The sequence below is a fragment of the Methylobacterium iners genome (assembly GCF_022179305.1).
Taxonomy (GTDB): domain Bacteria; phylum Pseudomonadota; class Alphaproteobacteria; order Rhizobiales; family Beijerinckiaceae; genus Methylobacterium; species Methylobacterium iners.
In genome coordinates, this window is the sequence record NZ_BPQP01000029.1 from 50,436 (window position 1) to 68,877 (window position 18,442).

Annotated in this window: 22 protein-coding genes; 12 read left to right on the plus strand and 10 right to left on the minus strand. The window is 71.1% G+C overall.

Annotated features, from left to right (window positions below; translation table 11 throughout):
• The first annotated feature begins 94 nt into the window (after positions 1-94).
• The 6 genes from MFF55_RS10185 (at position 95) to MFF55_RS10210 (ending at position 6,729) form a co-directional block, all read left to right on the plus strand.
• Positions 95-598, plus strand: coding sequence for a cupredoxin domain-containing protein (locus MFF55_RS10185; protein ID WP_238243971.1), 504 nt, complete (start codon positions 95-97; stop codon positions 596-598).
• A 35-nt stretch (positions 599-633) separates the two neighbouring features.
• Positions 634-1,494: an SDR family oxidoreductase gene (locus MFF55_RS10190; protein ID WP_238243972.1), complete on the plus strand. Its 861-nt coding sequence runs from the start codon at positions 634-636 to the stop codon at positions 1,492-1,494.
• Positions 1,495-1,837: 343 nt separating this feature from the next.
• The gene (locus tag MFF55_RS10195; protein ID WP_238243973.1) at positions 1,838-4,837 is read left to right on the plus strand and encodes a bifunctional metallophosphatase/5'-nucleotidase; all 3,000 of its coding nucleotides are present in this window, start codon (positions 1,838-1,840) and stop codon (positions 4,835-4,837) included.
• Between the two features lie 227 nt (positions 4,838-5,064).
• Complete coding sequence (locus MFF55_RS10200) at positions 5,065-5,721, plus strand: DUF1345 domain-containing protein (RefSeq protein ID WP_238243974.1); 657 nt, start codon at positions 5,065-5,067, stop codon at positions 5,719-5,721.
• A gap of 69 nt (positions 5,722-5,790) precedes the next feature.
• Positions 5,791-6,282 (plus strand): peptide-methionine (R)-S-oxide reductase MsrB, encoded by a 492-nt coding sequence (gene msrB / locus MFF55_RS10205; RefSeq protein WP_238243975.1) that lies wholly within the window; start codon positions 5,791-5,793, stop codon positions 6,280-6,282.
• A gap of 180 nt (positions 6,283-6,462) precedes the next feature.
• Complete coding sequence (locus tag MFF55_RS10210) at positions 6,463-6,729, plus strand: hypothetical protein (RefSeq protein ID WP_238243976.1); 267 nt, start codon at positions 6,463-6,465, stop codon at positions 6,727-6,729.
• A 12-nt stretch (positions 6,730-6,741) separates the two neighbouring features.
• Here MFF55_RS10210 and MFF55_RS10215 read toward each other — a convergent pair whose 3' ends face one another.
• The 6 genes from MFF55_RS10215 to MFF55_RS10240 form a co-directional block, all read right to left on the minus strand.
• On the minus strand, positions 6,742-7,095 hold the full coding sequence (locus MFF55_RS10215) for a hypothetical protein (protein WP_238243977.1): 354 nt from the start codon (positions 7,093-7,095) through the stop codon (positions 6,742-6,744).
• A 105-nt stretch (positions 7,096-7,200) separates the two neighbouring features.
• Positions 7,201-7,638 carry an acyl-CoA thioesterase gene (locus MFF55_RS10220; protein WP_373874778.1) on the minus strand — a complete coding sequence of 146 codons (438 nt, stop codon included), beginning with the start codon at positions 7,636-7,638 and terminating at the stop codon, positions 7,201-7,203.
• Positions 7,639-7,765: 127 nt separating this feature from the next.
• Positions 7,766-8,041: a hypothetical protein gene (locus tag MFF55_RS10225; protein ID WP_238243978.1), complete on the minus strand. Its 276-nt coding sequence runs from the start codon at positions 8,039-8,041 to the stop codon at positions 7,766-7,768.
• 131 nt (positions 8,042-8,172) lie between these two features.
• Positions 8,173-8,358 (minus strand): YegP family protein, encoded by a 186-nt coding sequence (locus tag MFF55_RS10230; RefSeq protein WP_238243979.1) that lies wholly within the window; start codon positions 8,356-8,358, stop codon positions 8,173-8,175.
• Positions 8,359-8,503: 145 nt separating this feature from the next.
• Positions 8,504-9,976, minus strand: a complete 1,473-nt coding sequence (locus MFF55_RS10235) for a DEAD/DEAH box helicase (RefSeq protein WP_238243980.1) — start codon at positions 9,974-9,976, stop codon at positions 8,504-8,506.
• Between the two features lie 560 nt (positions 9,977-10,536).
• Positions 10,537-10,788: a hypothetical protein gene (locus tag MFF55_RS10240; RefSeq protein ID WP_238243981.1), complete on the minus strand. Its 252-nt coding sequence runs from the start codon at positions 10,786-10,788 to the stop codon at positions 10,537-10,539.
• Between the two features lie 245 nt (positions 10,789-11,033).
• On the opposite strand from MFF55_RS10240, the gene MFF55_RS10245 reads away from it, so the two are divergent.
• Positions 11,034-11,246 carry a hypothetical protein gene (locus MFF55_RS10245; RefSeq protein WP_238243982.1) on the plus strand — a complete coding sequence of 71 codons (213 nt, stop codon included), beginning with the start codon at positions 11,034-11,036 and terminating at the stop codon, positions 11,244-11,246.
• Positions 11,247-11,259: 13 nt separating this feature from the next.
• Here the strand turns inward: MFF55_RS10245 and MFF55_RS10250 are convergent, their stop codons facing one another.
• Positions 11,260-11,916, minus strand: coding sequence for a hypothetical protein (locus MFF55_RS10250; protein WP_238243983.1), 657 nt, complete (start codon positions 11,914-11,916; stop codon positions 11,260-11,262).
• Between the two features lie 186 nt (positions 11,917-12,102).
• On the opposite strand from MFF55_RS10250, the gene MFF55_RS10255 reads away from it, so the two are divergent.
• On the plus strand, positions 12,103-12,579 hold the full coding sequence (locus MFF55_RS10255; RefSeq protein ID WP_238243984.1) for a hypothetical protein: 477 nt from the start codon (positions 12,103-12,105) through the stop codon (positions 12,577-12,579).
• A 74-nt stretch (positions 12,580-12,653) separates the two neighbouring features.
• On the opposite strand, the gene MFF55_RS10260 is transcribed toward MFF55_RS10255, so the two are convergent.
• Positions 12,654-13,037 carry a nuclear transport factor 2 family protein gene (locus MFF55_RS10260; protein WP_238243998.1) on the minus strand — a complete coding sequence of 128 codons (384 nt, stop codon included), beginning with the start codon at positions 13,035-13,037 and terminating at the stop codon, positions 12,654-12,656.
• A 239-nt stretch (positions 13,038-13,276) separates the two neighbouring features.
• Between MFF55_RS10260 and MFF55_RS10265 the strand changes: the two genes are divergently transcribed.
• The 4 genes from MFF55_RS10265 to MFF55_RS10280 all read left to right on the plus strand — a co-directional run bounded on the left by MFF55_RS10265 (position 13,277) and on the right by MFF55_RS10280 (position 17,522).
• On the plus strand, positions 13,277-14,695 hold the full coding sequence (locus MFF55_RS10265; RefSeq protein WP_238243985.1) for a lipopolysaccharide biosynthesis protein: 1,419 nt from the start codon (positions 13,277-13,279) through the stop codon (positions 14,693-14,695).
• Positions 14,692-15,879 carry a GNAT family N-acetyltransferase gene (locus MFF55_RS10270; RefSeq protein ID WP_238243986.1) on the plus strand — a complete coding sequence of 396 codons (1,188 nt, stop codon included), beginning with the start codon at positions 14,692-14,694 and terminating at the stop codon, positions 15,877-15,879. The genes MFF55_RS10265 and MFF55_RS10270 overlap by 4 nt, the downstream gene beginning before the upstream one ends.
• 37 nt (positions 15,880-15,916) lie before the next feature.
• The gene (locus tag MFF55_RS26780) at positions 15,917-16,243 is read left to right on the plus strand and encodes a DAPG hydrolase family protein (protein ID WP_283206723.1); all 327 of its coding nucleotides are present in this window, start codon (positions 15,917-15,919) and stop codon (positions 16,241-16,243) included.
• A gap of 316 nt (positions 16,244-16,559) precedes the next feature.
• A complete protein-coding gene (locus MFF55_RS10280; protein WP_238243988.1) occupies positions 16,560-17,522 on the plus strand; it encodes a pirin family protein in 963 nt (320 codons plus the stop codon).
• On the opposite strand, the gene MFF55_RS10285 is transcribed toward MFF55_RS10280, so the two are convergent.
• Both MFF55_RS10285 and MFF55_RS10290 read right to left on the minus strand, forming a co-directional pair.
• A complete protein-coding gene (locus MFF55_RS10285; protein ID WP_238243989.1) occupies positions 17,513-17,818 on the minus strand; it encodes a hypothetical protein in 306 nt (101 codons plus the stop codon). The two genes, MFF55_RS10280 and MFF55_RS10285, sit on opposite strands and share 10 nt — an antisense overlap.
• A gap of 177 nt (positions 17,819-17,995) precedes the next feature.
• Positions 17,996-18,352 (minus strand): hypothetical protein, encoded by a 357-nt coding sequence (locus MFF55_RS10290; protein WP_238243990.1) that lies wholly within the window; start codon positions 18,350-18,352, stop codon positions 17,996-17,998.
• Between the last annotated feature and the right edge of the window lie 90 nt (positions 18,353-18,442).

Genomic DNA, 18,442 nt, shown 5'->3' on the forward strand with positions numbered 1-18,442 from the left:
CCGCATCGGAACAGGCGCGCCGCAGCGCGGTTCCTCCCAGACGATCTGCCGGGACCTTGCGTCCTCCATCGACCATTCCAAGGATTGCTCAAGCATGACCACGCATTCGCGTCAGGGAACGCCCGGAACACGCGCGGCCCTGCGGCCGCTCTGCTGGGCCGCTACGGCCGTGGCGACGCTTTGTCTCGGCGGAACCTTGGCTCTTGCCGAGCAGAAGCCGACGAGCGCGCCGAAGAACGAGGATCTGCAGCCGCCCGTGCAGCTCGTGGCCGAGCTCGTCGACGGCCGCATCCGCTGCGATCCGGCCGAGCTGCGCCTGCCGGCCCAGACCAACGTGCAGCTCCAGATCGTCAACCGCACGAAGCATCAGGTGACGCTCACCGCGCCGAAGATGTTCGAGAACAAGAACGTGCTCCACCACGACGGCGACCTCGTCCACGTGGCGAGCGACGACGGCTACCTGATCAAGCAGGGCGGCGAGGGCCTCCTGCGCGTGCGCACGCTCGCCGAGGGCCAGTACCCCTACGCCTGCACCAGCACGAACGACCGGAACGCCCCTTTCAAGGGCACGCTCACCCTCGCCGCCCCGGCGAACTGAGCGAAGACCCGCGGCGGACGATTCGGAGGATCCCGATGGTCGATTTCCCCAAGCCCCCGTTCGAGAACCAGCGGCCGATCAAGCCCCCGGGCCGCGACGAGGAGATGGACCCGCGCCCCGATTACGGCGAGGCGCATTACAAGGGCTCCGGCCGGCTCGAAGGCCGCAAGGCGATCATCACCGGGGCCGATAGCGGCATCGGCCGGGCGGTGGCCCTCGCCTTCGCCCGCGAGGGGGCGGACGTGCTGATCAGCTACCTCGACGAGCACGACGACGCCCGCGAGACAGGCCGCCTCGTCGAGTCGGCCGGGCGCAAGGCGGTGCTCGTGCCCGGCAATATCGCGGACGCACGCCATTGCCGCGCGATCGTCGAAAAGGCGGTGGCGGCCTTCGGGCGGGTCGACGTCCTCGTGAACAACGCGGCCCACCAGGCCACCTTCGCCGCGCCCGAGGACATCAGCGACACCGAGTGGGAGATCACCTTCGCGATCAACATCCACGCGATGTTCTACCTCGTGAAGGCCGCGCTCCCGCACATGCGGCCGGGCTCGGCCATCATCAACACGACCTCGGTCAACGCCGACAGTCCGAGCCCGCAATTGCTCGCCTACGCCACCACCAAGGGCGCCATCCAGAACTTCACCGGCGGCCTCGCCCAGATGCTCGCCGAGCGCGAGATCCGCGTGAACTGCGTAGCGCCGGGGCCGATCTGGACGCCGCTGATCCCCTCGACCATGCCGATGGAGAAGGTGAAGTCCTTCGGCAGCCAGGTGCCGATGCAGCGGCCGGGCCAGCCCTGCGAGCTCGCGCCCGTCTACGTCATGCTGGCTGGTCCGGAATCGAGCTACGTCTCGGGCGCGACCGTCGCCGTCACCGGCGGCAAGCCGATCATCTGAGGTCGCCCTCGACGCGTCTCGATTCTACGGGGACTTCAACCCCTCGGCCGAGATGAACCCGCCCGCCGCGTCGATCCAGACGCCGGGCGGGTTTTTTCATTGCGAATCTGAGGCCTTCCGCCTTGGCCGGAGGCCTTGCTCGCCGCAAGCAAGTCGTGCCTGCGCGCTCACCTTCATGCGACCGTCATACGGCTCAGCTACCCAGCGAAACAGGGCGGAAACATCCCGGGGAGCCGCAGTATAGCGGACCTTGTCCGGTCTGATTCCCTTCGACTTTCCTGCTGATAACGGTGCCTGCCGCCAAGCGGCCGGTCCGAATACCCGATCGTCTGGAGACCAAGTCATGGCCGGCGGCTTCACGCTTCAGCTTCTTCACATGTCCGACGGCGAGGGCTCGACCCTGACGCCGACCACCGCACCGATCATGGGCGCGCTGATCGACCGGTTCGACAACCAGTTCGCCAACACCCTGGTGCTCGCGGGCGGCGACAACTTCATCCCCGGCCCGTTCCTCACCGCCGGCGCCGATCCGGCGCTCAACGCGGCCGTCGGCGGCACGACGGCGCTGGGGCGCCCGGACATCGCGATCTACAACGCCTTCGGCGTGCGCGCCTCGACCATCGGCAACCACGAATTCGACCTCGGCTCCGCGACCCTGCAGGGCGCCTACGCCGCGGGCGGCGGCTTCCCCGGCGCGCAGTTCCCCTACCTCTCGGCCAATCTCGACTTCTCGGGCGATGCGGCGCTGCGGGGCAGCGTCGTGGCCGGCGGCCAGAACGTCGACGCGATCCGCGGCCGGATCGCGCCCTCGGCCGTCGTGACCATCAACGGCGAGCGCGTCGGCCTCGTCGGCGCGACGACGCAGGTGCTGGAGCGGATCTCATCGCCGACCGGCACCGAGGTGCGCGGGTTTCCCCTGAACGGCCAGCCCGGCGACAACCAGACCGAGCGGGACGACATGGCGCTGCTGGCGAGCCAGCTGCAGCCGGTCATCGACGCGCTGGTGGCGCAGGGCGTCACCCGGATCATCCTGCAGAGCCACCTCCAGCTCCTCTCGAACGAGATCGCGCTGGCGCCGCTCCTGCGCAACGTGGACGTCATCCTGGCGGCCGGCTCGCACACGCGGCTGGGCGATTCCACCGACGTGCCCGGCGCCTTCCCGGGCCACGACGCGAACTTCGCCGGCCCCTACCCGATCGCCACCACGGGTGCCGACGGCAACCCGACCCTCATCGTCAACACCGACAGCGAATCGACCTATCTCGGCCGCCTCGTCGTCACCTTCGACGCGGCCGGCCGCATCGTACCCGCGAGCCTGAACCCGGCCATCAACGGCGCCTACGCCTCAAACCAGGCCACCCTGCAGGCGGCCTACGGCACGGATATCGGCCAGGCCTTCGCGCCCGGCTCGATCGGCGCCCGCGTCCAGCAGATCACCGGCGCGGTGGACGGCGTCATCCGCGCCAAGGAAGGCAACGTCTTCGGCTTCACGGACGTCTATCTCGAGGGCGACCGCACGGCCGGCCGTTCCGAGGAGACCAATCTCGGCAACCTCACCGCCGACGCCAATGCCGCAGCGGCGGCCAACGCCCTTCCCAACCAGCCCTTCATCGTGTCGCTCAAGAACGGCGGCGGCATCCGCGCCTCGATCGGCTCGGTCAACGACGGCGGCGGCAACGACCCGAATGCCGGCGCCAAGGGCCCGCCCGAGGCCGTGCCCTCGGCCAACAAGCCGCTCGGCGGCATCTCCCAGCTCGACACCGAGAACGCGCTGCGCTTCGACAACAAGCTCATGGTGTTCGACACCACGCCGCAGGGCCTCCTCAACATCCTGAACTACGGCGCCGGGCTGCCGCCGGGCAACGGCGGCTTCCCGCAGATTGGCGGCGTCCAGTTCTCCTACGATCCGAGCCTGCCGGCCGGCCAGCGCGTGCGCAACGTCGCCCTCGTGGACGAGGACGACCGCGTCATCGCCCGCGTCGTCGAGAACGGCCGCCTCGTCGCGGACGCGCCGGCCACGATCAGCATTGTGACGCTGAACTTCACGGCCAATGGCGGCGACGGCTACCCGACCAAGCAGAACGGCGACAACTTCCGCTTTCTCCTCGACAACGGAACCCTCTCGGCGCCGGTCAACGAGAGCCTCGACTTCACGGCGCCCGCCAACGTGCCGGCGAACGCGCTGGGCGAGCAGCGGGCCTTCACCGACTTCGTGCGCGCCGAGCACGGCACGCCCGACCGCGCCTTCGACGACGCCGACACCCCCGCCTCGCAGGACATCCGTATCGAGAACCTGCGCCTGCGGGCCGATGCGGTGTTCGACTCGGCACCGGTGGTCGGGACCGCCGGCAACGACAGCTTCCGCATCTCCGAGGGCAACGATTCCTTCAATGGGCGCGGCGGGACCGACGCGCTGATCTTCGACTTCCGCCTCGCCGACGCCCGGGTGATCGGCACGGGCGCCGGCGACGTGGTGATCGGGCCCGATGGCTTCCGTCACGTCGCGACGGGCATCGAGCGGTTCGAGTTCACGGATCGCACGGTGACGACGGGGGACGGCGCGCCGCTGGTGGACGACCTGTTCTACCTGGCCAACAACCCGGACGTGGCGGCCTCCGGTCGGGACGCGGACGCGCACTACGCCGAGTTCGGCTTCCGCGAGGGCCGCGACCCGAACGCCTTCTTCTCCACCACCGGCTACCTCGCCGCCAACTCGGACGTGCGCGCCGCCGGCCTCAACCCGCTCACCCACTACGAGGGGTTCGGCTTCCGCGAGGGCCGCGATCCGGGTGCGGCCTTCGACACGCAGGGCTACCTCGCCCGCAACGCCGACGTGCGCGCGGCCAACGTCAACCCGCTGACCCACTACCTCGAGTTCGGCCAGTCCGAGGGTCGCACCATCAACGCCGCCGTGGGTCGCGCCGGCGAGATCGGGTCAGCCCGCGGCTTCGATGCCGAGTTCTACCTGCTCTCCAACCCCGACGTGGCGCGCGCCGCGATCGCGGCGGGCGGCGACGGGCTGGCGTTTGCGCGGAGCCACTTCACCAACTTCGGCGCGCGGGAAGGCCGGGACGCCAACGCGATCTTCGACACCGACGCCTACCTGGCGGCCTATCCCGACGTCGCTCGCTCCACGATCAACCCGCTCGTCCACTACGACCAGTTCGGCTTCCGCGAGGGGCGGGACCCGTCGACCGGCTTCGACACGAGCGCCTACCTGGCGGCCAACGCCGACGTGCGGGCGGCGGGCATCGACCCGATGATCCACTACCTGCAGTTCGGCCTCTACGAGGGCCGCTCGGCCCAAGCCGACACCACCTTCGGCGCGGGCAACGTCGGCTGAGAACGAGGGGCGTGCGCCGACCTTCGGGCCGAGCGCACGCCTCACCGGTCTCGGCCGCAGCAGCGCGGCCCTGCGTGCCAACCCAGGCCTGAGACCCTGAGCGGCGAGCCGTGCCCGTTGCGTCGCGGGCCAAACCTGTGCAGGCCTCCGGTTCAGGGCAGTGGGGCCGGCATGGGATCGCATCCCGCATCGCGGCGGCTCCTCGCCGATCGTCGCGGCGTCGAACCATGATCCATCCGCTTCAGGCCTTCTGGCTGCGCCCGCGCCTGCTCGGCTCCATCGGCCTGATGATCCTGCTTGCCGGCCTGCTGCCGATCACCTCGCTCTGGATGCGCTTGCTCTCCGGCTGGTGCCTGGGCGTGATCGTCTATGTCGGGCTCACCCTGTGGAAGGCGGCCGGCCAGGGCCGGGACGATCTGCGCGCGGAGGCCTCTCGCCTCGACGACAGCGCCTTCACGATCTCGCTCTTCGCGATCCTGGCGGCGGCGGCGAGCTTCGCGGCGGTGGCCATGCTGGTGTTCGGGCAGCGCGAGGCGGACGGTGACCGCGTCTTCAGCGTCGGGCTCGCGGCGCTGACCATGATCAGCGCGTGGATCTTCGTGCAGGTGGTCTTCGCGGTCCATTATGCCCATGTCTATTACGGCGACACGGACGAGGGCCGTGCGCGGGGCGGCCTCGACTTCAACGGGGACGACGATCCCGATGTCTGGGATTTCCTGTACTTCTCCGTGACGATCGGCGCGACCGCCCAGACCTCGGACACCGACATCACGGCCAAGCCCATGCGCCGGATCGTGACGATGCACACGATCTACGCCTATCTCTACAACACCGGCGTTCTGGCGCTGGCGATCAACATGGCGGCTGGCTTCATTGAACGGTGAGCCCTGCGTAACGGACGGGACCGTCCCAGCGAAACCCTCCGCGACCCGCCCGCACACCGGAGAAACCCGATGAACCGACGCCGCACGCTCCTGACGGGCGCCTCGCTCCTCGGCCTGCTCGCCGGGCTGCGGAGCCTCTTCGGTTCCGGTGCGGCCGAGGCGGAAGCCGAGCGCTTCCCCGTCTCGATGCCGGAGGCCGAGTGGCGTCGCCGTCTAAGCCCGGCCGCCTTCGGCGTGCTGCGCCGGCACGGCACCGAGCGGCCCTATTCGAGTCCCCTCAATGCCGAGGCGCGCACGGGGCGCTATCTCTGCGCCGGATGCGAGCAGCCGCTCTTCGCCTCCGCGACCAAGTTCGAGAGCGGGACGGGCTGGCCGAGCTTCTACGAGGCCCTGCCAGGCGCGGTCGGCAGCCGGACCGATTCGACCCTGGGGATGCGGCGGACCGAGATCCATTGCAGCCGCTGCGGCGGCCATCTCGGCCACGTCTTCGACGACGGGCCGCGGCCCACGGGCAAGCGCTACTGCATGAACGGGGTCGCCCTGCGCTTCGCGGGCGGCTGATCGCTTCGCTGGCGCGTCCGCGGTCCCCGCTGGCGGCGTGTCGCGCGGGGAGCCGCGACGGGCTCCCTCTCCTCCTGGGATATGGGACCCGCGGGTCATCCCCGAAGCCCGGGCCGTATGAACCCTTCGCCTTGGGCGCCGTTGGACTTCGTCAGCGCGGCGGGGGGGAGGCGGAAGACCATGCAGGACGACAGTGCGATCGGGAGCCTCCACGCCGACCTCCTCGAACTCGCCGTGATGCGGCTGTTCGAGACCGCGAGCGGGGGTGCCGAGGCCAAGGCGCTGTTCGTGGCCGATGTCCGGAGGCTTCTCGCCGACACCGAGGCCGTCCAGCCGGATTCGCCCGCGGTCCGGACCTACACGGCCCTGCTGCGCCGGCTCGGCGCGGACGACTCCCCCGTGCCGACCCCGGAACAGGGCCTGCCCCCAGTCGGGTCGGGCGCCTGAGGGCCGCGCGACCTAGCGCCGGCGGCTCGAATTGGCGCCCGTCGTCCGGCCCGCCACGGTCGCGAAGATGGCGGGGTGGGCCTCCACCGCCGGATCGGGTGCCGGCGGCTTCCAGGGCTGCGGCGGCCGCGCCGTCGGCCGCTGCTCGACGGGCGCCCGCGGCTTGTCCGGACCCTTGCGCGCCGTGCCCGACCGGCGCGCGGGCGGCCCGCCCGCGAAGAGCGAGGCGGTGCCGGACGCGAGCAGGCAGAACAGCCCGATACCGATGCAGGTCACGAGCGGCAGCACCTCCGTCATCATGACGAGGAGGCCCGCGAGGGCAAAGATCGACACGAGATTACGGGCGGTGAAGGGGTCGTAGGTCATCGGCCGACCTTGGCGCCGAAGCCCTTGCCGGAGCGTGAAGGAATTCCCCGGCAATCGAACCTTCGCCAGCGCGATCAACAACTTGCCCGTTGAGCCGGCGAAGCGTCAGGCGCCTTCCGCCAGCGCCGGCACGGGGCGCGGACGGCCGTCGTCGTCGATGGCCACGAAGGTGAAGGTCGCCTCGGTCACCTTCTCGCGCATCTGGGTGCGGAAGCGGCGGGCCCAGGCCTCGACCTGGATCTTCATGGAGGTCCGGCCGACGCCCGCGATCCGGGTGTAGACGCAGAGCACGTCGCCGACCCGCACGGGGCGGATGAAGGTCATGGCGTCGACCGCCACCGTCACCACGCGCCCCTGCGCCCGGTCGACGCCCGCGATGCCGCCGGCCTGATCCATCTGCGACATGACCCAGCCGCCGAAGATGTCCCCGTTGGCGTTGGTGTCGGCCGGCATCGCGCTGGTGCGGACCGTGAGGTCGCCGCGCGGCTGATCGTTCCCCTCGCTCATCGCCCGCCCCGCCGTCCCGATCCACCGGCCGAGCATGACCCGGCATGGGTCCTGCGCAAAGCCCGTTCTGCCGGGCTCTTGGGAAAAAGCAAAACACGGCGGCTCTGGACGAGCCGCCGGGTCGGTCGTTCGCGATTCGACCCGTGGGCCGGGCCGCCCGTCCTCAGTAGAAGAAGCGGCGCGGGCCGTAGAAGCGACGCGGTCCGTAGAAGGGGCGCGGGCCGTAGAAGCGGCGGCCGTAATAGGGACGCGGGCGGTAGAACGGGCGGCCGTAATAGCCGCGGCGGCGGTAGTAGTACTGCGCCTTCTCGGCGACGCCGGGAGCCGCCTCGCTCTGGAGAGCGGGAGCGGGGCCGAACGGGGCGGCGGAAGCGCCCTGCGGCGACGCCGCGGCGAAGCCCAGGACCAGCAGCGCGGCCAGCACGAATTTACTCAGCACGTTCATAACTCCCTGACTGTGTCGACGGACGTCCGATGACGAGTGCCCGGGCGACGCGCCACCCGGTCTGTTGAAACGCGGGAAGCGGCGAAAGCGTTTCCTGCGGTCGAGTACGGAGGCTCGGGGGAGCTTCAGGCGATCTTCGTCGTCATGTCGACGATGGGCGCCTCGCCGCTTCCCTTCACCAGCGCGATCCCGTGCTCGCAATCCTCGCGGCGGGCATAGCCCTCGGCCGAATCGGCGATGACGTTGCCGTTCTGGACCCGAAGGCGCCAGCGCCAGTGCCCGCCGGAATCTCGAAAGAGTTCGAAACGCATGCCGACCTCCCGTGCGGCCCGCGAGGAAGTGCCGCCGTCATCCGAAATGGAGCAGCGATCGCCCCCGGCAATGGCCCCGCTTCACCACGCATGAAAACGCCGCCCCGGATGAACGGGGCGGCGGGGGACGATCGGGTGATGCGCGTCAGGAGCGCGGAGTGCGGTCGAGCCAGCCGATGGTGCGGCCCTCGCCGCCGCCCGCCGGACGGTTCGCCGGGCGTGCCGGCCTCCCGTCGGGACGGGCCTGGCCCCTGCCCTCGCCCTGGCGCTGGTCGGTGCGGGCCTCCTGCCCCCGGCCGCCCTCGGGACGGGCCGCGCGGCCGGGTCCGCCCGGGTTGCGGCCGTCGCCGCGCCCGCCGGCGGGACGTCCGCCGTAGGGCCGCGAGTTCGGACGCTGGCCCTGGCGCTGACCGGGGCGCTGCCCCGGCGCCGGGCGGCGCTCCTCGGATTGCGCCGTCTCGGACGCCTCCTGGCGGCTCGGGGGCACGAAGCCTTCGGGGAAGCCCGACACGGGAATCTTCTGGCGCGTCGTCCGCTCGATGTCGCGCAGATACGCCTTCTCCTCGTCGTTGCAGAAGGAGATGGCGAGGCCCGCCGCCCCGGCGCGCGCCGTGCGGCCGATGCGGTGGACGTAGGATTCGGGGATGTTGGGCAGGTCGTAGTTGATGACGTGGCTGACCGCCTCGACGTCGATGCCGCGCGCGGCGATGTCGGTCGCCACCAGCACCCGGCAGGAGCCATCCTTGAAGGCGGCGAGCGCCCGCTCGCGCTGGGGCTGGGACTTGTTGCCGTGGATGGCCGAGGCCGCGATCCCGACCTTGTCGAGGCCGCGCACCACCCGGTCAGCGCCGTGCTTGGTCCGGGTGAACACCAGCACGCGCTCGATGTCGGGATCGCGCAGGACGTGGTTCAAGAGCGCCTGCTTGGCGCCGGTATGGGCGAAGATCACGGTCTGGTCGACGCGCTCGGCGGTGGTGGCCACCGGCGTCACCGCGACCTGGACGGGATCCCGCAGGTACTGGTCGGCGAGGCTCGCGATGTTCTTGGGCATGGTCGCCGAGAAGAACAGGCTCTGGCGCTCTTTGGGGAGCATCTTCACGATGCGCTTCAGCGCATGGATGAAGCCGAGGTCGAGCATCTGGTCGGCCTCGTCGAGGACGAGGATCTCGACGGCCTCGAGCGTCAGCGAACGGCGCTCGACGAGGTCCATGAGCCGGCCCGGCGTGGCGACGAGGATGTCGACGCCGTTGGCGAGCGCCTTCTCCTGGCGGGAGATGGTGACGCCGCCGAACACGACGGTGTTGGTGAGCGAGAGGTGCCGGCCGTAATCCGAAAAGCTCTCGGCGATCTGGCTGGCGAGCTCGCGGGTCGGCGAGAGCACGAGCACGCGGCAGCCGCGCCGGGGCGCCCGCTTCGGGGCGAGGCTGAGGCGGTGCAGGATCGGCAGCGCGAAGGCCGCGGTCTTGCCGGTGCCCGTCTGGGCGATGCCGCAGAGGTCGCGCCCCGCCATGGCGGGGGCGATGGCCTGGGCCTGGATCGGGGTCGGCGACTTGTAGCCGGCCTCCTCCAGCGCCCGCAGTACGGGCTGGGCGAGGCCGAAATCAGTGAATTGGGTCAAGGAACCACTTTCAGGCAGCGGGACCGCACCGGAGGCCACCTTCAGGATGGCGCTCGCGCAGGGGAAACGGTCCGTTGAGCTGGGGACCGCCCGCGTGATGGGGCAATCGGGGTGCATGCACGTTTGAAGAGAGGGGCTCAGGGCGCTGGGGCCGCACGTGGTGCGATCGGCGCTCCGTCACGCAGCCCTCTCAAGCGGTCCGATCACGGCCGCTGACGCTGCAGTTGCGATATGCGCTCTCGCGGTTGCGAAGTCAATGACGGGCAGACTTATCGCAGGGCTCCGCACGCGGGTTAACGTCCAGTTCGACAACGGAAGGAGAAACAAACACGTCATTCCGGGGCCGCAAAGCGGAACCCGGAATCCAGAACCGCGACTTGCGCCAAGCATGGCTCTGTCGGCGGTTATGGATCCCGGGTTCGCCTTCAGCGTCCCGGAATGACGATGTTTGATAGTGAGATCGGTCGTGCCCTGCGCGAAGAGGGCTCGCCGTTAACCCGAGTTCGAGGCCCTGAGCCGTATGGCGTCGCGCCGGCGCGGGCCGGCGCGGCGCGCTCGTCTCACTGGCCGCTCGGGGCGGCGCCGCTGCCCGTCGTGCCGTTGCCGGTGCTGCGGCCACCCGTGGAGCCCCGCGTCGCCGTCGGCGCCATGTCGCGGCGGCTCATCCGCTTCATGGACTTCTTGCGCTTCATCGCGGTGTAGCCCGTGGGCGCACCCTGCATCAGGCCGTCGGCCGCCGGCGTCCCGGCATAGGCGCCTCCGGAGAGACAGAGGACGAGCGACGCAGCCAGGGCCAGAGTCTTCGTGGGCATGGGATCACCTCTGATGATTTTGCTTCGCGGGCAACGCGTTGCGATCATCTTCGTTCACTCGCTGAACCCGTGGGCTTCGCCCGGACGTTCCCCCCAGCCGCCGAAGGGCTCGCCCCGACCCTCGATGCACCCGAGCGACCCGTCCCCGGCGCAGATGATGACTGAGACCGCATGCCAGACCGTCCCCCGCCGATCCCCGCCGCCCGATCTCTGCGGGTCCCCTCCCGCCGCGGCGGGGCAGCCTGATGTCGCGATGGCTCCCGCTCGTCGCGACGGCCCTGATCGTGATCGTCGCGGTGGTGGGGATCGGCCTCTGGAAGTTCGACCTCATGCGCGCGGCCCGGGTCGAGAACGACGGCCGGCCGGCGGTGCCGGCCTGCGATCCCGCCAATGAGGCGGCCAGGGCCGTCCTGCCCGAATGCCCGGATCAATCCGGTCCGCCGCCGAAGGCGCGCTGAGAGCCGGCGAATCTCAATCGCAGGCCAGCCGGTGCCGCTGCGCCGTGAAGGCGCCCGTGCCGTCCCGGGAGATCGTGGCCGCGCTCAAGCTCCGCTGCTTCTTCGGGCCCTCGCACCTGTCGGCGGCGACGCCCGGAATGGTCTGGAACGCTTCCGCCGCGCCCTGGGCCGGGTCGAGCCGGACGGCCGTCAGATCTGTGACGGTCTCGCCCATATTGGTGAAGCTCGATTCCAGCAGGACCTCGTCGCGTCCGTCCCGCCCCGCGTCGGCGATTGCGGCGAGGCGCTGAAACTGATCGGCCTTCGCCAGCCGGTAGAAGCGGGCCGGTCCCGTCGGTCCGAGGACCAGCAGGACCGGCGCGGGCGCGTTCGGAAAGGGCTCGATGGCGACCGGCGCCCTGCGCTGGATCAGGTAGATCCGCTCGTCGGCGCCGGGCGCCGTGAAGGCGCCGCGGCCCTCGCCCAGCATCGCGAAGGTCGGGCCCATGTCCTCGCGGATCGCGGGCGGCGCCTCGGTCAGCGCCCGCGCGACGCGGGCCCGCTCGGCCTCGCTTCGGGAGGGCTGGGCGTCCCGCAGGGCGGGCTTGCGATAATCGAGCACGATCTCGGCCGCGGCCGCCGGGGCGCCGGCCGCAACGAGGGCGAGGAGGACGAGGGGCAGGCGCGTCAAGCGGGGTCTCCAGAGGGCAGTGGTTCGGGGCGCAGGGTGGCGGCTCCTCCCCGTTCTGTCGACGGGGGCCGGGTGGCGGCGTGCGGTCCCTCACGCCCCGGAACCGGGCGGCATAGACGAACGCGGCGGTTTCGCGTTCGCTGCCGCCGGGCGAGGCTGCGCCTGCGCGAAGGGAGACGAGGTCACGTGCCGGGACGGTCAGAGGAGAGTCCGGTCCGCGCCCACCGGCGGGTGGCGCGCGAGCTGGGACGGCTGGAGGCGCTCGCCGCGCGGCAGCGGCTTCGCGTGCGGCTCATGCGGGCCCTGCGCGGCAGCCTCGGCGCCGGGGCGACGCTGGCGGCGCTGATCAAACTCAAGATCGCGGGCTCGCTCGGCCTCAAGATCGGGCTCGCCCTTCTCGTCGGCGCCGGGCTCGCCTGGCCCTTCATCGCACTCGGCGCGCTCGCGCTCCTCGCCCTCCTGCTCTCCATCCTCAGCCTGTTCAGCGGGGACGGCGTCAGCGCGCACGATTTCGCCTGCGACTGGCCCTGCGACTGCAAGAAGCGCGAGAAACGCGCGGCCCGCCTCAAGCAGCTGATCGAGGTTAGGCAGGCCTGGCTCGCCGCCCCGTCGGGAGGGGCGCCGCGCCGGGACCCGGTCGGAAACCGCCGGTCGAAAGCGTGAGAACGGGCCCCTGGCCGCGCGCCCGTCGCTCGACGCTCCCGAGTCCGAGGCGGCGTGGGCCGGCTGCCTGCGGCCTAGAACATCCCGTTCGGATGGGCGGAGGTGTCGGGCAGGACCTGCAGCACGTCCCAGTGCTCGACGATCTTGCCGTCGGCGTCGAGCCGGAAGATGTCGATGCCCGCATAGTCGTGGTCGCCCGGCCAGTGCTGGAAGCAGTGCAGGACCACCAGATCGCCCTCGGCCACCGCCCGCTTCACCTCGACCCGCTTGCCCGGCCACTCGCGCGCCATGCGCTCGAAATAGGCGATGAAGCCGTCCTTGCCCGTCGCCACGTGCGGGTTGTGCTGGATGTACGCGTCGCCGACGTAGCGCGCGACGGCCTCGCGCGGCCGGCACGCGTTGAACATCAGCTCGTAGAAGGCGATGACGTTGGCCTTGTTCTGCGCGAGGTCGGTCATGCGGTCCCCCTGATGGCGCGGGCCGAGTCCCATGATGGAGATCCTGCGGCCTGCCTACCCGATTTCGCGTCGCCCGGCGCTTCGAAGTCGGGTCGGCGGAAACCCCGGGGCATTCAGCCGGCGTCGCGCGCTGGACGGATCGCCTGTGCCCCTCCCGCCATTGGTCCGCGAACTCGCCCGCCGGCCGTGCTAAGGCTGCCCCGGGCCCGAGACGGCCGCGGGACCCTTCACCCCCACGCATGAGCGCGCAGCACACCCTCACCTATGTCGGCGCGCGGGGCCTCGCGGCGGCCCTGAACATGGCCTCGCTCGCCGTGTTCACCCGGCTCGCGCCCACGGAGACCTACGGCGCCTACCTGCTCGTCCTGTCCTGGGCGCTCGTCCTCTACGGCGCGACCTGCCAATGGCCGAAATTCTCGTTCTTCGCCCTCTACGACGAGGCCCGGGCGGGGGTGCAGGCCGGCACCGTGCTGCGCCTCCTGGCCGTGATGATCGGGCTCGCGGCCCTCGCCGCTTCGGTCGCGGCGGCCCTCGGCCTCGTCGAGCCCCGGGCCGCGGCCGCGATCGTCGCCGCGGTCTTCGGCATGACCGCCTTCGAGGGCTCGGCCGAGATCGCGCGCACGCGCCTCGAAGTGCGGGCGGTGGCGCTCTCCATCGTGCTGCGCGCCGTGCTGGTGCTCGGGCTCGGCAGCGCGGCGCTCCTCGCCACGGGCGACCCCGTCCACCTGCTGCTGGCCACGGCGCTGGCCAACGTGCTGGCGGCGCTGCCCGCTTGCCTCGCGATCGCGCCCCTGCTGCGGGGCGCCGGCAGCCTCGCCGAGGCGGGGCGCCTGCTCGCCTATGGCTGGCCGCTGGTCCTGTCCTTCGGCACCGCGGCGCTCGCCCAGACCATCGACCGCTTCGTGATCGGCGGCGGCATCGGAACGCGCGAGCTCGGGGCCTACGGCGCCGTCGCCGACGTGCTGCGCCAGAGCTTCGTCGTGTTCGGCGACGGCATCGCCCTGTCGCTGATCTCGCTCGCCAAGCGCGATGCCCGGGCGGGCGGGATGGCGGCGGCCCGGCCGGTGCTGGAGGATGCCGCCCGGGCGCTGACCCTGGTCGCCGGCTTCGGCGCGGTCTTCTTCCTCGCCTTCGACGATCTCGTGGTGGGGGTCCTGCTCGGGCCGGATTACCGGGAGACGGCGCTCTCCGTGATCCCGATCCTCGTCGCGGCGAGCATCCTCCTGATGGTCCGGTCCTATTATTTCGGCCAGGTCATCTACTTCGCGCCCTCGAGCCGCCTCGACGCCGTCGCCTCGGCGGCGCTGCTCGTCACGACCGGCGGGCTCTGCGCGCTCCTGATCCCGCGCTTCGGCCTCGTCGGCGCGGCGCTGGCGGTGGCGATCGGCCAGGGCGTCGCCTGCCTCGTCTTCGTGCTCGGCGCCGGTCCGCGCCTGCGCATGCCCCTGCCGCTGGCCGATCTCGGCCTCATCGCGCTCGCCGCGCTCGCCTGCTGGGCGGCCGTCGAGGGGGTCGACGCGCTGGGCCTCGGAGGGGGCGTCGCCATCCCCGCCAAGCTCGGGCTCATCGCGCTCGCCGCGGGGGCGACCGCCTGGCGCTTCGACGTGGCGGGCGTCGCGGGCCTCGCCGCCCGCCTCGGCGGCCGCTCTGCCCGATGAGCCGCCCCTCCCCCGATGCTGGCCCGACGCTGCGGCGCGCCGACGGCCTCGTCGTTGCGCTCCGCCCGCTCGATCCGGCCGCGCCCTGGATCCAAGCCTGGCGCGACCTCGCCGAGCGGGTCCTCGTCGACAACCTGTTCTACACGCCCGACTACGCGCTCGCCGCGGCGGGCGCCTTCGGATCGGGCGTCCGGGTCGCCCTCGTCGGCGACCGGCCGCCCGAGGCGCCGGGCCTGTGCCTTCTCGCCCTGTGGCCCTGCCGCCGGCCGCGCGCCCGCTGGGGCCTGCCGCTGCCGCTCACCATGGGCTGGATGCACCCCTTCGGCGTCTTCGGGGTGCCGCTCCTCGACGCGGCCGAGGCGGCGCGCGCCCTCGACGCCCTCCTGTCCGGCCTGACGGCCCTCTCGGGCCCGCGCCTGATGCTGACCCACGTGCCCACGGCCGGCCCCTTCGCGGATCTGCTCGCGGCCTGGCGCGCGGGCCAGGGCGGGCGTCAGGCCGCGTTCTGGCCGCACGAGCGCGCCTTCCTCCACCTCGCGGGCAAGGATGCGGCGGCGCGCGCCGCCTATCTCGGCCACGTCTCCGGCCGCAAGCGCCGGCGCCTGCGGCAATGGGCCGAGCGCATGGCCTCGGGGCGAACGCTCGCCTTCGAGACGATCCGCGACCGCGACGGCCTGCGCGGCGCCGTCGACGACTACGTCGCCCTGGAGGGGCGGGGCTGGAAGGGCCGGGCCGGCACCGCGATCGGCGGCCGGCCGGCCGAGGCGACCTTTCTGCGGGCGGCGGTCGCCGCCTACGCCGCGGCGGGCCGGGCCCGGATCGACCGGTTCCGCCGCGACGGGGAGACCCTCGCCTCGGCGATCACCCTGACGACGCGGGCGCAGACCTGGTGCCTGAAGATCTCCTTCGACGAGGCGCAGGCCCGCAACTCGCCCGGCGCCCTCCTCATCCATCGCCTGACCGAGAGCCTGCTCGCCGACCCCGCCCTGACCTCGGCCGATTCCTGCGCACCGCCCGGCTCCCCCATCGTGGAGACGCTCTGGACCGAGCGCCTGGCCCTGGCCCATCTCCTGGTGGAGGGTCCCGGCGGCGATCCGCTCTTTCCGCTGGCCGTGCGGCTGGAGCGCCTGCGCGCCGGGGTGAGCCGCCTCCGGCAGGGACGCCGCGCGGCGAAGCCCGAGTAGAGGCGCCGCGACCCCCGTCAGGGAGGCGGTCGGCGGGTTGAGGGACGGGTCCGGACGGCAGCCACGAACTCTGCCCGCGCGACGGAACTGCCCCGATGATTCCCCTCACCGGCCATCCCTTTTCCGGTCCCGCTACTGGCTGGGCAGCGCGTTGAGGCTCGGGATCGGCAAGGTTAGGGTGAAGCTCGACCCGTTGGCTGTGGCGACCGGGCTCAAGCGCTGGCGCTTCGGCGAGCGCATGGCCTACGAGCCGCTGCTCCACGACCAGGCGGAGTTCACGCACCTCGCAGGCTTCCTCGCCCGGATCTACGGCGAGTTCGGGCCCGAGGGCCGACGCGCGGTTTTGATGGCCGAGCTGGCGTGAGTGTGCCTCTCGGTTGATCCGCGCCCGCTTGGCAGTCTCCGCCGCTTCATTCTCTCGCAGAGGCGCCCCGCCGCCCCGGACCTGGGGGAAAAGCCAATCAGCTTGACCGGGTCGAGGGCTGGTGAGGGTGCTGAGCGGAACTGGGCTTCGCGTCTAGAAGCGGACGTTCGGCTTTCGACCTCACCTCGTCATAGAGGTCAGCATACTCCGCTCATGTAAGCGGACGTGCATAATACGGCCGTTGTTGCGAGGATGAACCCATTGCGGGTGGGTAGCACCCGGCGACCAGCCATATCGTCCAGGGAGGGAGAGCAACATGAGCTGGATACCTTGCCCAGATCCGACGCCTGGCGACCGCACGGCCGCGGACGCGATCGAGCTCCTGATCGTGCCGCGCGCGGTCGATCTCGGCGAGATGGTGGTCCGGCGCGCGCTTCCCTCGCTGAAGCGCCAGATGGTCGGTCCCTTCATCTTCTTCGACCAGATGGGGCCCGCGGAGTTCCTGACCGACCAGGGCATCGACGTGCGGCCTCATCCGCACATCAATCTCGCGACCGTGACCTACCTCTTCGAGGGCCAGATCCTGCATCGCGACAGCCTCGGCACGGAGATGACGATCGAGCCCGGCGCCGTGAACTGGATGCGGGCGGGACGCGGCATCGTGCATTCCGAGCGCACGAGCCCCGAGCGGAAGCACGCGGGCCAGAAGCTGTTCGGCATCCAGACGTGGATGGCGCTGCCGGCCGCCCAGGAGGAGAGCGACCCCGCCTTCGTGCATCACGGCGCCGACGCCCTCCCGGTCGTCGAGGCCGAAGGCATCCGGGCGCGCGTCATCTCAGGCGAGCTCCTCGGCGCACGGTCTCCGCTCGTGAGCCCGTCCGAGACGGTCTACGCGCATCTGCAACTGCGCGCCGGCGCCCGCATGCCGGTCGAGCCCTCGTTCGACGAGCGGGCCGTCTACACGCTCTCGGGCGAGATCGACATCGCGGGCGACCGGTTCGGGCCGGGCCAACTCCTCGTCCTGCGACCCGGCGACCAGATCCTCGTCGGGGCCGTGAGCGACTGCGAGTTCATGCTGTTTGGCGGGGCGCCCATGGAAGGACCGCGCTACATCTGGTGGAACTTCGTCTCGTCGCGCCTGGAGCGCATCGAGCAGGCGAAGGAGGAATGGGCGAAGGGCCGCTTCGACACGGTGCCGGGCGACGTCGAGGAGTTCATTCCGCTCCCCGACACGGCTGGCAAGCCACGGCGCGCGACGGGCGGCGTCTATTATCCGTGAGAGGAACTTCCTTTTGGTTCGCCGAGCAAGCCCAGCATGCGCTTGATGTGGGTGGTCACCTCGAACACCTGCTCGGGGGACAGAGGTGCCCTCCCGCCTGACTGCATGGCTTGCTCGGCAGCTAATGGAATGGCTTGACGAGCCTCGTCCGATATTCCGGTGAGAAGGACGGTCAGAAGCAACTCATGAGCGGAGATCATGGTTTGCTGGGCATTCATCAGCTCGAGGGTGCGGCCCTGGGTTCGCATCATGTCCGAGAGCATGGTCTCGATATCAAGCTCTGGCTTGTCTGACATGGAAGCCTCATCCCGCGGCCAGGATTGGCCGACACGGTGAGACCCTGTGCGCCCCGCTCCTGAGCAGCAAGTCAATTTCGTCTCAGGCCAATCAAGACCCGGGAGGCAGCCAGGAAGAAAAGCCATGGGTCGGAAGCAGACCCACGCATGGTCAAGCTGACGTAGCTTATCCTTGGCCTACCACCCGAACCGGCCGATCTGCGCCTGCTTGGCCGCCACCGCCTTCTCGTCGCGGCCGATCACGGCGAGGCGCTGCGAGAGGCTGTAGCAGGTGACGCAGAAGGGCAGCTGCAGGAGCGTGAAGCCGTCGTTCCGGGCGCGGGCGACGGAGGCGATCAGGCAGGGGATCGGCGGCTCCTCGACGGGCGCCCCGACGCAATCGCCCCGCGGGCTGCCGAACGGGGCCCGGTTCGGGTAGGTGAGGCTCACGGTCGTCCCGCCCTGCCGGTCCGGCGCCGGCGGCAGGCTGTAGCTGCGCAGGAACAGGGCCGCGAAGGCGAGGACGAGAAGGGGGAGGATCAGAAGGCGGCGCATGAGGCCGATCTAGCGGAGTCCGGATGGGTGCGGAACGGGACTCAAGGACGCTCGCGTCGCGTTTCCCGCACGATTTCTCTTGCTATTATT

Bases quoted from the DNA above. Each gene is read 5' to 3' on its own strand.
- MFF55_RS10185 (WP_238243971.1), top strand. From the start codon at position 95: ATGACCACGCATTCGCGTCAGGGAACGCCCGGAACACGCGCGGCCCTG.
- MFF55_RS10190 (WP_238243972.1), top strand. From the start codon at position 634: ATGGTCGATTTCCCCAAGCCCCCGTTCGAGAACCAGCGGCCGATCAAG.
- MFF55_RS10195 (WP_238243973.1), top strand. From the start codon at position 1,838: ATGGCCGGCGGCTTCACGCTTCAGCTTCTTCACATGTCCGACGGCGAG.
- MFF55_RS10200 (WP_238243974.1), top strand. From the start codon at position 5,065: ATGATCCATCCGCTTCAGGCCTTCTGGCTGCGCCCGCGCCTGCTCGGC.
- msrB (WP_238243975.1), top strand. From the start codon at position 5,791: ATGAACCGACGCCGCACGCTCCTGACGGGCGCCTCGCTCCTCGGCCTG.
- MFF55_RS10210 (WP_238243976.1), top strand. From the start codon at position 6,463: ATGCAGGACGACAGTGCGATCGGGAGCCTCCACGCCGACCTCCTCGAA.
- MFF55_RS10215 (WP_238243977.1), bottom strand. From the start codon at position 7,095: ATGACCTACGACCCCTTCACCGCCCGTAATCTCGTGTCGATCTTTGCC.
- MFF55_RS10220 (WP_373874778.1), bottom strand. From the start codon at position 7,638: ATGCTCGGCCGGTGGATCGGGACGGCGGGGCGGGCGATGAGCGAGGGG.
- MFF55_RS10230 (WP_238243979.1), bottom strand. From the start codon at position 8,358: ATGCGTTTCGAACTCTTTCGAGATTCCGGCGGGCACTGGCGCTGGCGC.
- MFF55_RS10240 (WP_238243981.1), bottom strand. From the start codon at position 10,788: ATGCCCACGAAGACTCTGGCCCTGGCTGCGTCGCTCGTCCTCTGTCTC.
- MFF55_RS10245 (WP_238243982.1), top strand. From the start codon at position 11,034: ATGTCGCGATGGCTCCCGCTCGTCGCGACGGCCCTGATCGTGATCGTC.
- MFF55_RS10260 (WP_238243998.1), bottom strand. From the start codon at position 13,037: ATGACCGACCTCGCGCAGAACAAGGCCAACGTCATCGCCTTCTACGAG.
- MFF55_RS10265 (WP_238243985.1), top strand. From the start codon at position 13,277: ATGAGCGCGCAGCACACCCTCACCTATGTCGGCGCGCGGGGCCTCGCG.
- MFF55_RS10270 (WP_238243986.1), top strand. From the start codon at position 14,692: ATGAGCCGCCCCTCCCCCGATGCTGGCCCGACGCTGCGGCGCGCCGAC.
- MFF55_RS10280 (WP_238243988.1), top strand. From the start codon at position 16,560: ATGAGCTGGATACCTTGCCCAGATCCGACGCCTGGCGACCGCACGGCC.
- MFF55_RS10285 (WP_238243989.1), bottom strand. From the start codon at position 17,818: ATGTCAGACAAGCCAGAGCTTGATATCGAGACCATGCTCTCGGACATG.
- MFF55_RS10290 (WP_238243990.1), bottom strand. From the start codon at position 18,352: ATGCGCCGCCTTCTGATCCTCCCCCTTCTCGTCCTCGCCTTCGCGGCC.